The following is a 12899-nucleotide window of genomic DNA, read 5'->3' on the forward strand; positions in this document are numbered from 1 at the left end:
ACCAGCCGGGCGAAGGGGTCTGGGTCGATGGTATGCGGCCGTCGTGACGTGTTCCGCCCCGGCACCCCCTGTGTTTGCCCTGCCGTATCGCGGTCACACGGCCCGCGGCTGGGTCACTGTCAGTGGCGGGCCGTATGGTCTGTGGTCATGGACAGCAGCATCGAGGGCACCGCCGAGGCCGGGCCCGGCGCGGGCGGGGACGCGGATCCGCCGGTCACGGCGATGCCGACGGCGAGGACGACGGAACCGGCGGAGTCGACGGACACCGCGGACGGGCCGCCGGCGGGCACCGAGCGGCCCGCCGCCGCGCCCGCCTCCCTCTCGCCCTCGCGCGCGAGCGACTTCATGCAGTGCCCGCTGCTGTACCGGTTCAGGGTGATCGACCGGCTGCCGGAGAAGCCGAGCGAGGCGGCGACCCGGGGCACCCTGGTGCACGCGGTCCTGGAGCGGCTCTTCGACGCGCCCGCCGGCGAGCGGACCGCGCCCCGGGCCAAGTCGCTGATCCCGGGGCAGTGGGACCGGCTGCGGGAGACCAGGCCCGAGGTCGTCGAGCTGTTCGCGGACGACCCGCAGGGCGAGCGGCTGGCGCGCTGGCTGGGCGAGGCGGAGCAGCTGGTCGAGCGCTGGTTCACGCTGGAGGATCCGACGCGGCTGGAGCCCGCCGAGCGGGAGCTGTTCGTCGAGGCCGAGCTGGATTCGGGGCTGCGGCTGCGCGGGATCATCGACCGGGTGGACGTGGCACCGACCGGCGAGGTGCGGATCGTCGACTACAAGACCGGCAAGGCGCCCAGGCCGGAGTACGCCGAGGGCGCGCTGTTCCAGATGAAGTTCTACGCCCTCGTCGTGTGGCGGCTGAAGAACGTGATCCCGCGCCGGCTCCAGCTGGTCTACCTCGGCAGCGGTGACGTGCGGACGTACGACCCGGTCCCCGCCGACCTGGAGCGCGTCGAGCGCAAGCTGCTGGCGCTGTGGGAGGCGATCCGGCAGGCGACGGAGTCCGGCGAGTGGCGGCCCCGGCCGACGAAGCTGTGCGGCTGGTGCGATCACCAGGCGCACTGCCCGGAGTTCGGCGGTACTCCCCCGCCCTATCCGCTGCCGGTGAGGGCGGCCGACCCGGCAGGTCCGGCGCAGGGCAGAATGGGGCCGGACTAGCGAAGGAGACTTACGTGGCCATCCGCGTCCTACTGGTCGATGACCAGCCGCTGCTGCGCACGGGCTTCCGCATGATCCTGGAGGCCGAGCAGGACATCGCGGTCGTCGGCGAGGCCGGAGACGGCCTCCAGGCCCTCGACCAGGTGCGCGCCCTGCAGCCCGATGTGGTTCTGATGGACATCCGTATGCCGCGGATGGACGGTGTGGAGGCGACCCGGCAGATCACCGGGCCGGGGCGGGACGGTCCGGCGAAGGTGCTGGTGCTGACCACCTTCGACCTGGACGAGTACGTGGTGGAGGCGCTGCGGGCCGGGGCGAGCGGGTTCCTGCTGAAGGACGCACCGGCCAACGAGCTCGTGCAGGCGATCCGGGTGGTGGCCGCGGGTGAGGCCATGCTGGCGCCGAGCATCACGCGCCGGCTGCTCGACAAGTACGCGACGCATCTGCCCTCGGGCGACGAGCCGGTGCCGGACACGCTGCACACGCTGACCGACCGCGAGGTCGAGGTGCTGAAGCTGGTGGCGCGCGGGCTGTCGAACGCGGAGATCGCCGCGGATCTGTTCGTCAGCGAGACCACCGTCAAGACGCACGTCGGCCATGTGCTCACCAAGCTGGGCCTGCGGGACCGTGTGCAGGCCGCGGTGTACGCGTACGAGAGCGGGCTGGTTCGCCCCGGCGCGCAGTAGGCGGTACGCGGCCGGCGGTACGCAAGAGGCGGTCGAGACGACGAGGGCGCCCCCTCCCGGTGGGAAGGGGCGCCCTTCGCGTGTCCGTGGAACCGCCGTCAGCTCTTGCTGAGTTCCCAGAAGCGGAACACGGTCGAGGCGTCGAGGCAGTACTCCAGGCCGTAGACGCCGTCGCGCACGACCGCGTACTGCTTCGCCTGCCAGACCGGCAGCAGGGGGACGTCGTCGGCGACGATGTCCTGGAGTCGGCCGAACTCCTTGTCGGTCGCGGAGCGGTCGCTCTGGGCGGCCGTGCGCGGCAGGAGGGAGCCGGTGATGGTGGCGTTGCTGTAGTTGTTGCCCAGCACGTTGCCCTTTCCGAAGAAGGGGGCCGTGAAGTTGTCGGCGTCCGGGTAGTCGGGCACCCAGCCCCGCACGTACACGCCGTACTTGCCCTTGGCGATGTCCTTCTCGTACTGGTCGTACGCGACCGACTTGACGTCGGTGTCGAACAGGCCGCTGCTGTTGAGCTGGGCGGCGATGGCCTTCAGCTCCTGGCCGGTGGCGGGGCCGTAGCGCGACGGCGTGGACCAGAGAGTGAGCTTCACCTTGCCGTTGATGCCGTCGGCGTGCAGCGCTTGGGCGGCCTGCTCCTTGGAGGGGCGGGCGCCGTAGGTGTCGAAGAAGGCCGTGTTGTGGCCCGCGATGCCCGCCGGGATGATCGAGTACAGCGGTGCGGCGGTGCCCTGGTAGACGTTCTTCAGCAGGGCTTCGCGGTCGATCAGGTAGGCCATGGCCTTGCGGACGCCGAGCTTTCCGGCGACCGGGTCGTGCATGTTGAAGACCAGGTGCTGGACCTCGGCGCTGGTGCCCTCGATGACGTCGATGCCCTGGCTGCCGTCCTGCTTGTCGATGTCGGCGATGTCCGTCGCGGCGAGACCGCGGTAGGCGATGTCGATGTCTCCGTCGAGCAGGGCCTTCTTCAGGGCGGCCCGGTCGCCGTGGAAGAACTTGAGGGTGACCCCGTCGTTCTTGGCCTCGGCGGTGCCCTTGTACTGGGAGTTGACGGAGAAGACGGCCTGGTCCTCGTCCAGGGAGTCCAGCTTGTAGGGACCGGAGCCGACGGCCTGGTGGTCCTTGCGCAATCCCTTCGCGTCGTACTGCCGGTGGTCGACGATGGAGCCGGCACCGGAGGCGATCTTGCTGGGGAAGGTGGCGTCGGAGCCCTTCAGGTGGAAGACGACGGTCTTCGCGTCCGGTGCCTCGACCTTGTCGAGCAGCGGGAACATGATCGCGGGACCGGCGGGGTCATTGATTTTCAGCAGCCGGTCGAAGGAGAACTTCACGTCCTGCGAGGTGAGCTCGTCACCGTTGCTGAACTTGAGGCCGTCCTTGAGGGTGCAGCGGTAGACCTTGGCCCGGCTGTCGGTGAAGGAGCATTCCTTGGCCGCGTCGGGCTGGGGCTCGGTGGCGCCCTTGGGGAAGCTCAGCAGCGACTGGAAGACGTTGTTGAACAACAGCCAGGACCCGGGGTCGTAACCGGAGGCGGGGTCCGTGGCCTGGACTTCGTCCGACATCCCCATCACCACGGAGGAGCCGGTACCCCCGGAATCACCGGTCTCAGAGCCGCAGCCGGTCAACAGGCCGGAGGCCAGCCCCGCCATGATCGGCAGGACTGGCCACTGGTTGCGCAAATTCACGTACGTGTGCCTTGTCTTCGGTTCTCGTCGCCCCGAAGCCGGGTCCCGGGCCCCGAGGCACAAACCCGATTACCTTACCGTCTGCCGACGAGCGGCCGTTCGGCGACCGGGACTTGAGAGACCGTCAGCCGCTGGCGCCGCGGCCGAGCTCCCACAGCTGGAGCGTCGACGAGGAGTTGAGGGCGTACGAGGTGCCCGTGACGTCGTTCCGGGCGGCGACGTACTGCTTGCCCTGCCACAGCGGCAGCACGGGGACGTCGTCGGCCACGATGTCCTGGATGTCCGTCAGGGCCTTGGAGGCGGTGAGGCGGTCGGCCTCGCGACGGGAGTCCGGGATCAGGGTGTTGCGGACGTCGGCGTTGGCGTACGGCGAGCCGATGGTGTTGTCCTTGTCCAGGAACGGCGCGAGGAAGTTGTCGGCGTCCGGGAAGTCGGGGAACCAACCCATGCCGTAGACGTCGAACTGGCCCTTCTGCTCGGCGGGCCGGTAGGCGTCCCAGGGCGCGCCCTTGACGGTGACGTCGAACAGGCCGCTGTTGTTGAGCTGCTTCTGCAGGACCTCGAACTCGTCCTTGGTGGCGGGGCCGTAGTGGTCCGTCGTGTAGTGCAGGGTCAGCTTCACCGGGGTGGTGATGCCGGCCTTCTGCAGCAGCGTCTTGGCCTTGGTGACGCTCGGCTCTCCGTACTTGTTGAAGAACGAGTTGGAGTGACCGGTGAGGGTCGCCGGGACCAGCGAGTACAGCGGCTCGGCCTCGGAGCCGTACACCTTGGAGACGAGCTCGCCGCGGTTGATGACCTGGGCCATCGCCTGGCGGACGGCCTTGGACTTCACGGTCGTCGCGTTGGTGTTGAAGCCCAGGAAGCGGATCTCCAGGCCGGGCATCTCGACCAGCTCGACGTTCTTGTCGGTGCCGGCGTCGAACTTGCGGATCTGGGCCGGCGACATGGCGCGGGTCATGACGTCGATGTCGCCCTTGTCGATGGCGACGCCCATGGCGTCCGCATCCTTGAAGGTGCGCATGACAACCTTGTCGTTGCTCACCTTCAGGCTCCCCTTGTAGTTGGGGTTCTTGCTGAAGGTGGCGCTGACGAGGGCGTTGTCCTGGACATCGGTCGTCAGGGTGTAGGGGCCGGAGCCGTCGACGTCGAAGCCGTCGCGCAGCTTGTCCTTGGCGTAGTCGCTGGGGTTGACGATGGCCGCGACCGGGGTGGACAGCTTGTACGGGAACGTGGCGTCGGCGGTCTTGAGGTGGAAGATCACCTCGCGGTCGCCCTGGGTCTCGACGGTGTCGATGGTGGAGAGCAGCGCGAACACGCCCGAGTCGGCCTTGAGGTGCAGGGCGCGCTCGATGGAGAACTTCACGTCCTCGGCCGTGATGGCGTCGCCGTTGGCGAACTTCAGGCCGTCGCGCAGCTTGCAGGCGTAACGCTCGTTGCCGCTGTCGGTGAAGCCGCAGCTCTCGGCGGCCTCGGGCACCGGGTCGCCCTCGCCCTTGGGCTGGATCATCAGGGTCTGCACGGTCTGGCGCAGGATGTTCCAGGTGCCGACGTCGTAGGCGTAGGCGGGGTCGAGCGGGGCCGGTGTGTCCTTGGTGGCCGTGAACCGGTCGGTGGTGCCGACGACGATCGCGTCACCGCTCTTGGCTTCGCTGTCGGATCCGCCGCACGCGGCGAGAACCGGCGCAAGCAGGCCGACCACGGCCGGCAGCACCAAAGTCTTGCGGTTCATGCTCGAAGTTCTCCAGAGCTGTTTCGGTCCGTGTACCCGGCATGCAGGGGTGTCGCGGCGGATCACGGGGGTAACGGCGATGTTCTCGCCATGAGATTAGTCCGCGCCCGCACGAGGGTTCACAGCCGCCGGAGTTGCGTTCCCATCACGCAGTGAAACCGTGCGCGGACACACCGAAAACCCGACAGAGGCAGGATTAGTACAGCGTTCCACCAATCGGGACACAAGGGCGCGCGAATGCCCCCCGAACAGGGGTGAGCGGCACATGTCGACATCGATGTCGACCCCCCAGGGAGTGGGGAACGTCACACTCCCAACTGGGTTGAGCGGCAGCGGAATTCGGCCAGGTCGGCCGGTCGGAATTCCGCGTGGCACACCATGCAGAGATTTTACCCGAGGAAATTTGCACGCTGGGTGAAGGTCTAGAGCATTTCTGTCATCAGACTGTGCAGAAATGCCAGGTCGACCTGTTCCAGAGAGGTCACGACGGTACGGCGGGTGGCCGGGGCGATCGGTGCCACGGACGGTACCGCGACGACCTGGCAACCCGCCGCCTCGGCCGCGGCGACACCGGTCGCGGTGTCCTCGACGACCGCGCATCTGGCCGGATCCACGCCGAGTCCGGCGGCGGCGAGCAGGTACGGGTCCGGATACGGCTTGGTACGGGACACCTCGTCGCCGGCGATGGAGAGGGCGAAGTGCTGGGGGCCCAGGAAGGTCAGCACGCGGTCGATGATGCGGCGGTGGGAGGCGGAGACCAGGGCGGTGGGGATCTCGTGCTCGTAGAGCTCGGCGAGGAGTCTGGCGGCGCCGGGCATCAGGGGCAGGGCTCGCTCGATGCGGTCCTCGAAGCCGTTGTTGAGCAGGACCGTGAGTTCGGCGAGGGTGATGTCGGCGCCGGTTGCCTCGATGAGGAAGCCCGCGCTGCGGGTCATGGGGCCGCCGACGACGACGTGCCGCCAGGAGTCGTCGAGGGCGTGGCCGAGGCCGCCGAAGACCTCCACCTCGACGTCCCACCAGAAGCCCTCGGTGTCCACCAGGGTGCCGTCCATGTCGAGCAGCACGGCCTGGAGGGCTGAGCCTTCCGCCGTACGGGTTCCGAGCGCGGGGACCGTGCTGGTCATCCTGGCGCACCTCCATGAGGGACGACCAGGCCGGTTCCCGCACGGGGAACCGGCCTGCTGTGGATCGACCAGTGTACGACTCCTCCTGGCGAAACGCCTTGTTTATCACTAGGGCGCGCGGGTATCCCCCAAACACCCCGCGACCAGGCCGGGAGCCACTTCGCGTGCCCGCGAAGGGGACGCAGGGATGCGGTCGGCCGGACGGCCGACACCCCGAGGAGCCTTGCGCCCGGGTGCCCGAACGGGGCGGCCGAGAGACCGACGGAACGCCCCCTACGGCGGACACGCCCGCGCGGCTGCCCCGGCGGGGCCTGCGATTTGGCGTGCGCCGGTGCGGGGAAGCGGCCGGGCCGAGGTTGCTTGCGCTCGTGCCCTGGGCAGACACGCTGCTCCGGTCGACGCCGCGTCGCCGAGGGATGCCCCGGGGTCCCGTGATCCGCGGGGGCACCCCGAATGGCCCAGGGCCTCCCCCAGCGCCCCGCCCCGATCGCCGTGTGCGGAGCCCGCCGGGCAAGGCGGCAGCACGCCGAGCCCCCAGAGGGGATCGGCAGCGGAGCGGCGCCACGTCGAGACCCGGTCGAGCCACCGGAGGAGGCCACCGGGACACCCCAGCCCAAGCCTCGCAATGCCCCGGCACGGGCCCCACCGACGGCACCGCCCGGCAGAGCCGCGCCACGTCGAACCCCGGTCGAGCCACCGGAAGGGGCCGCGGGGGCGCCCCGGTTCGCCCCAGGCCGTCGGCGGCCTTGGGGGCAGTGGCGGGGCGTCGTGTCCCGGCCGAACCCCCGGAGGGGTCAGCGGGCGTTGAAGTACTTTGCCTCCGGGTGGTGGATCACGATCGCGTCCGTGGACTGTTCGGGGTGGAGCTGGAACTCCTCCGAGAGGTGGACGCCGATGCGGTCCGGCTGGAGGAGCTCGGCGATCTTGGTGCGGTCCTCCAGGTTGGGGCAGGCGCCGTAGCCGAGGGAGAAGCGGGCGCCCCGGTACTTGAGGGCGAACATGTCCTCCATGTCGGCCGGGTCCTCGCCGCCGAAGCCCAGCTCGGCGCGGACGCGGGCGTGCCAGTACTCGGCCAGCGCCTCGGCCAACTGCACGGACAGGCCGTGGAGTTCGAGATAGTCCCGGTAGGAGTCCGCCTCGAACAGCCGCGCGGTCTCCTCGCCGATCCGGGAGCCGACCGTGACGACCTGGAGGCCGACGACGTCCGTCTCCCCCGACTCCTCCGGACGGAAGAAGTCGGCCAGGCAGAGGCGGCGGCCACGGCGCTGGCGCGGGAAGGTGAAGCGGGTGCGCTCGTTGCCGCGCTCGTCCAGGATGATCAGGTCGTCGTCCTTGGACACGCACGGGAAGTAGCCGTAGACCACGGCCGCTTCGAGCAGGTTGTCCGTCTGGAGCCGGTCCAGCAGTCCGCGCAGGCGCGGGCGGCCCTCGGTCTCGACGAGCTCCTCGTACGTCGGTCCGTCCCCGGCGCGGGCCTGCTTCAGACCCCACTGGCCCTTGAACAGCGCGCCCTCGTCCAGCCAGCTCGCGTACTCCTTGAGCTGGATGCCCTTGACGATCCGGGTGTCCCAGAAGGGCGCGGTGGGCACCGGGTTGTCGGTGGCGACGTCCGAGCGGACGTGCCCCTCCTCCGGGCGCTCCTCGACCTCGACCGTGCCCGCCGCGCGGACCCGGCGCTGCTTGAGCTCAGGCAGCGCCGCCCCGGGCACGCCCCGCTTGACGCCGATGAGCGCGTCCATCAGCCGCAGGCCCTCGAAGGCGTCGCGGGCGTAGCGCACCTCGCCCTCGTACAGTTCGTACAGGTCCTGTTCGACGTACGCCCGGGTCAGGGCGGCGCCGCCGAGGATGACGGGGTAGCTGGCGGCGAGTCCGCGCTGGTTCAGCTCCTCCAGGTTCTCCTTCATGATCACCGTGGACTTGACCAGGAGCCCGGACATGCCGATGACGTCGGCCCGGTGCTCCTCGGCCGCCTCCAGGATCGCGGAGACCGGCTGCTTGATGCCGAGGTTGACGACGTTGTAGCCGTTGTTGGACAGGATGATGTCGACGAGGTTCTTGCCGATGTCGTGCACGTCGCCGCGCACCGTGGCGAGCACGATGGTGCCCTTGCCCTCGGCGTCCGACTTCTCCATGTGCGGTTCGAGGTAGGCGACCGCCGTCTTCATGACCTCGGCCGACTGGAGCACGAAGGGCAGCTGCATCTGCCCGGAGCCGAACAGCTCGCCGACGACCTTCATGCCGTCCAGCAGGGTGTCGTTGACGATGTCGAGGGCCGGGCGGGTCTCAAGGGCCTGGTCGAGGTCGGCCTCCAGGCCGTTGCGCTCGCCGTCGATGATGCGGCGCTTGAGGCGCTCCTCCAGCGGGAGGGCGGCCAGTTCCTCGGCCTTGCCGGCCTTGAGCGACTTCGCCGTGGCGCCCTCGAACAGCGCCATCAGCTTCTGCAGCGGGTCGTAGCCCTCGGCGCGGCGGTCGTAGATCAGGTCGAGGGCCGTACGCACCTGCTCCTCGTCGAAGCGGGCGATCGGCAGGATCTTCGACGCGTGCACGATCGCCGAGTCCAGGCCCGCCTTGACGCACTCGTCGAGGAAGACGGAGTTGAGCAGGATGCGGGCGGCCGGGTTCAGGCCGAAGGAGATGTTCGACAGGCCCAGCGTGGTCTGGACGTCGGGGTGACGGCGCTTGAGCTCGCGGATCGCCTCGATGGTGGCGAGGCCGTCCTTGCGGGACTCCTCCTGACCGGTGCAGATGGTGAAGGTCAGGGTGTCGACGAGGATGTCCTCCTCACGGATGCCCCAGTTCCCGGTCAGGTCGGCGATCAGCCGTTCGGCGATGTCGACCTTCTTCTCCGGGGTGCGGGCCTGGCCCTCCTCGTCGATGGTGAGCGCGATCAGTGCGGCGCCGTGCTCCTGGGCCAACCGGGTGACCTTGGCGAAGCGGGACTCGGGTCCGTCGCCGTCCTCGTAGTTCACCGAGTTGATGACCGCGCGGCCGCCGAGCTTTTGCAAGCCCGCCTCGATGACGTCGACCTCGGTGGAGTCGAGGACGATCGGCAGGGTGGAGGCGGTGGCGAAGCGGCCGGCCAGTTCCTCCATGTCGGCGACGCCGTCGCGGCCGACGTAGTCCACGCACAGATCGAGCAGGTGCGCGCCCTCGCGGATCTGCTCGCGGGCCATCTCCACGCAGTCGTCCCAGCGGGCCTCCAGCATGGCCTCGCGGAACTTCTTGGAGCCGTTGGCGTTGGTGCGCTCGCCGATGGCCAGGTAGGAGGTGTCCTGGCGGAAGGGCACGGTCTGGTAGAGGGAGGCGGCACCCGGCTCGGGCCGGGGCCGGCGCTCGGGCGGGGTGAGGCCCTGGACGCGCTCGACGACCTGGCGCAGGTGCTCGGGGGTGGTGCCGCAGCAGCCGCCGACCAGGGAGAGGCCGTACTCGCGGACGAAGGTCTCCTGGGCGTCGGCGAGCTCGGGCGCGGTCAGCGGGTAGTGGGCGCCGTCCTTGCCGAGCACCGGCAGGCCCGCGTTGGGCATGCAGGACAGCGGGATGCGCGCGGTGCGGGCGAGGTAGCGCAGGTGCTCGCTCATCTCGGCCGGGCCGGTGGCACAGTTCAGGCCGATCATGTCGATGCCGAGCGGCTCCAGCGCGGTGAGCGCGGCGCCGATCTCCGAGCCGAGCAGCATGGTGCCGGTCGTCTCGACGGTCACGGACACGATCACCGGCAGGTTCAGGCCCAGGGCCGTCAGGGCGCGGCGGGCGCCGAGGACGGAGGCCTTGGTCTGCAGCAGGTCCTGGGTGGTCTCCACGAGCAGCGCGTCGGCGCCGCCCGCGACGAGTCCCTCGGCGTTGCGCTGGTAGGCGTCGCGCAGGGTGGTGTACGGGGCGTGGCCCAGGGTGGGCAGCTTGGTGCCGGGGCCCATGGAGCCGAGGACCCAGCGCTGGCGCCCGTCCCGGGCGGTGAAGGCGTCGGCCGTCTCGCGGGCCACACGGGCGCCGGACTCGGACAGCTCGTACACGCGGTGGGCGATGTCGTACTCGCCGAGGGCGGAGTGGTTTGCGCCGAAGGTGTTGGTCTCGACGCAGTCGACGCCCACGGAGAAGTACGCCTCGTGGACGGAGCGCACGATGTCGGGGCGGGTGAGGTTGAGGATCTCGTTGCATCCCTCAAGATGCTCGAAGTCGTCGAGGGTGGGGTCCTGTGCCTGCAGCATGGTGCCCATCGCTCCGTCGGCGACCACCACTCGGGTGGCGAGCGCCTCTCGGAGGGCGGACGCGCGGGTCCGGCTGTCGGCGGAAGGGGACGGCGGCAACGAGGCCATGAAGGGCTCCCTGGAGTGCGACGGCTGTCGGCTATGCGGTCTCCCCATCGGGTCGGGGAAGCCGCACGGCGCCAGAGTAGCCGGGAGTGGGATTGGATGGGCAGGGCGTCCACGAGGCGGACGGGTGTGGCGGCCGTGCCACGCGCAGGCCACGTGTGACGTAACAAGCGTCGACCGAACATTGGCGGGAGGTCGACATGGACCGGTAGTGTTCGACATTGCCGAACGGTGTCGAGGACACTGTCGGAGTCCGAAGGAGACGGAGGCAGTACGGCGATGGCACGGAACATCCAGTCGCTCGAAAGGGCGGCAGCGATGCTGCGGCTGCTCGCGGGCGGCGAGCGACGGCTCGGCCTCTCGGACATCGCCTCGTCGCTGAGCCTCGCCAAGGGCACGGCCCACGGCATCCTCCGCACCCTCCAGCAGGAGGGCTTCGTGGAACAGGACGAGGCCTCCGGCCGCTACCAGCTGGGCGCCGAACTGCTGCGCCTGGGCACGACCTATCTGGACGTGCACGAGCTGCGGGCCCGCGCCCTGGTGTGGACCGACGATCTGGCCCGCTCCAGCGGGGAGAGCGTCTATCTAGGAGTGCTGCATCAGCAGGGCGTACTGATCGTCCACCACGTCTTCCGGCCCGACGACAGCCGGCAGGTCCTGGAGATCGGGGCCATGCAGCCACTGCACTCGACGGCCCTGGGCAAGGTGCTGTCGGCGTACGACCCGGTGGCGCACAGCGAGGTCCTGGAGGCCGACCGCAAGGCGTTCACGGACCGTACGGTGTGCGACCTGGAGGACTTCGAGCACGTTCTCGACATGACACGCGCGCGTGGCTACGCGGCGGACGTCGAGGAGACCTGGGAGGGCGTGGCCTCCGTCGCCGCGCCCGTGCACGACCGGCGGCGCATGCCCGTGGGCGCGGTCGGCATCACCGGCGCCGTGGAACGGCTGTGCCGGGACGGCGAGCTGCGCCCCGAACTGATCGCGGCGGTGCGGGACTGCGCCCGCGCGGTGTCGCGCGACCTGGGCGGCGGCCGCTTCTAGGGCCCCGCGGGGCCACAAGGGAACGAGGGAGAACCGGGACGCTGGGCGGCGTTCCGGTCATCGCCATACCCTGAAATGAACATAACGGACTAATGCCTACGTCTCGTGCGTGAAGATCAATAACGAGGGGCGATCAATAACGATCGCACTTTCGATAACAGAACTCTTGACGCAGGTGTAACGCCGGAGCAAGACTCCCGTCCATCGGTCGGCATTGTCGAACACCTACCGGCAATACACGCTAAGGTGTGACAACGCCAAGGGCCAGCTCATCGCTCTCACCCCCGAGGGCGCCAGATCCCCGGCGGGACCCGGGGTTCGGCTTCCCTGGACGCAAGGCAAAGGAGTCGCGGGTGTCCAGCTCCGACATCTTCATCGGCGAGACCATCGGTACCGCCATACTCATCCTGCTCGGCGGAGGCGTCTGCGCCGCCGTGACGCTCAAGGCCTCCAAGGCCCGTAACGCCGGTTGGCTCGCCATCACCTTCGGGTGGGGTTTCGCCGTCCTGACGGCGGTCTACACCTCGGCACCGCTCTCCGGTGCCCACCTCAACCCGGCCGTGACCCTCGCACTCGCGATCAAGGACCACGACTACAGCAACCTCCCCACCTACTGGGGCGGCCAGCTGCTGGGCGCCATGATCGGCGCGACCCTGGTCTGGGTGGCCTACTACGGCCAGTTCCAGGCGCACCTCACCGACAAGGAGATCGTCGGCGGCCCGGGTGCGCAGGCCACGGCGGCCAAGGCCGTCGAGGCCCAGGAGACGGGCGCCGGCCCGGTCCTGGGTATCTTCTCCACCGGTCCCGAGATCCGGAACGCGGTGCAGAACCTCGCCACGGAGATCATCGGAACAATCGTCCTCGTCCTCGCCGTGCTCACGCAGGGCCTCAACGACAAGGGCAACGGCCTCGGCACCCTGGGCGCCCTGATCACCTCCTTCGTGGTCGTCGGCATCGGTCTGTCCCTCGGTGGCCCGACCGGCTACGCGATCAACCCGGCCCGTGACCTCGGTCCGCGCCTCGTGCACGCTCTCCTGCCCCTGCCCAACAAGGGCGGCTCCGACTGGGGCTACGCCTGGATCCCGGTTGTCGGTCCTCTGATCGGCGCGGCGATCGCCGCAGGCATCTACAACGTCGCATTTGCTTAAAGAGCACCGAACCTCGTCTTCGAGCACCGA

The 12899-nt window shown here is 69.5% G+C and carries 8 protein-coding genes; 4 read left to right on the forward strand and 4 right to left on the reverse strand.

Annotated elements, in window-relative coordinates:
* The first annotated feature begins 147 nt into the window (after positions 1-147).
* Both ACWGKT_RS22465 and ACWGKT_RS22470 read left to right on the forward strand, forming a co-directional pair.
* Complete coding sequence (locus ACWGKT_RS22465; RefSeq protein WP_453275072.1) at positions 148-1152, forward strand: RecB family exonuclease; 1005 nt, start codon at positions 148-150, stop codon at positions 1150-1152.
* Between the two features lie 14 nt (positions 1153-1166).
* A complete protein-coding gene (locus tag ACWGKT_RS22470; protein ID WP_020141342.1) occupies positions 1167-1838 on the forward strand; it encodes a response regulator in 672 nt (223 codons plus the stop codon).
* 98 nt (positions 1839-1936) lie between these two features.
* Here the strand turns inward: ACWGKT_RS22470 and ACWGKT_RS22475 are convergent, their stop codons facing one another.
* The 4 genes from ACWGKT_RS22475 to metH form a co-directional block, all read right to left on the reverse strand.
* On the reverse strand, positions 1937-3517 hold the full coding sequence (locus tag ACWGKT_RS22475; RefSeq protein WP_356143916.1) for an ABC transporter substrate-binding protein: 1581 nt from the start codon (positions 3515-3517) through the stop codon (positions 1937-1939).
* 124 nt (positions 3518-3641) lie between these two features.
* Positions 3642-5246, reverse strand: a complete 1605-nt coding sequence (locus ACWGKT_RS22480) for an ABC transporter substrate-binding protein (RefSeq protein ID WP_453275073.1) — start codon at positions 5244-5246, stop codon at positions 3642-3644.
* Positions 5247-5668: 422 nt separating this feature from the next.
* Positions 5669-6370 carry an HAD family hydrolase gene (locus tag ACWGKT_RS22485; protein WP_453275074.1) on the reverse strand — a complete coding sequence of 234 codons (702 nt, stop codon included), beginning with the start codon at positions 6368-6370 and terminating at the stop codon, positions 5669-5671.
* Positions 6371-7164: 794 nt separating this feature from the next.
* Positions 7165-10680, reverse strand: coding sequence for a methionine synthase (gene metH, locus ACWGKT_RS22490; RefSeq protein ID WP_453275075.1), 3516 nt, complete (start codon positions 10678-10680; stop codon positions 7165-7167).
* Between the two features lie 276 nt (positions 10681-10956).
* Between metH and ACWGKT_RS22495 the strand changes: the two genes are divergently transcribed.
* A complete protein-coding gene (locus ACWGKT_RS22495; protein WP_356143923.1) occupies positions 10957-11721 on the forward strand; it encodes an IclR family transcriptional regulator in 765 nt (254 codons plus the stop codon).
* A gap of 353 nt (positions 11722-12074) precedes the next feature.
* On the forward strand, positions 12075-12869 hold the full coding sequence (locus ACWGKT_RS22500; RefSeq protein ID WP_356143924.1) for an MIP/aquaporin family protein: 795 nt from the start codon (positions 12075-12077) through the stop codon (positions 12867-12869).
* The last annotated feature ends 30 nt before the right edge of the window (positions 12870-12899 follow it).

The sequence above is a fragment of the Streptomyces sp. NPDC054794 genome, assembly GCF_053611585.1.

What these genes read in the sequence shown, in the direction of transcription:
- ACWGKT_RS22485 (WP_453275074.1), bottom strand. Translation starts at nt 6,370, where the DNA reads ATGACCAGCACGGTCCCCGCGCTCGGAACCCGTACGGCGGAAGGCTCA.
- metH (WP_453275075.1), bottom strand. Translation starts at nt 10,680, where the DNA reads ATGGCCTCGTTGCCGCCGTCCCCTTCCGCCGACAGCCGGACCCGCGCG.
- ACWGKT_RS22480 (WP_453275073.1), bottom strand. Translation starts at nt 5,246, where the DNA reads ATGAACCGCAAGACTTTGGTGCTGCCGGCCGTGGTCGGCCTGCTTGCG.
- ACWGKT_RS22495 (WP_356143923.1), top strand. Translation starts at nt 10,957, where the DNA reads ATGGCACGGAACATCCAGTCGCTCGAAAGGGCGGCAGCGATGCTGCGG.
- ACWGKT_RS22465 (WP_453275072.1), top strand. Translation starts at nt 148, where the DNA reads ATGGACAGCAGCATCGAGGGCACCGCCGAGGCCGGGCCCGGCGCGGGC.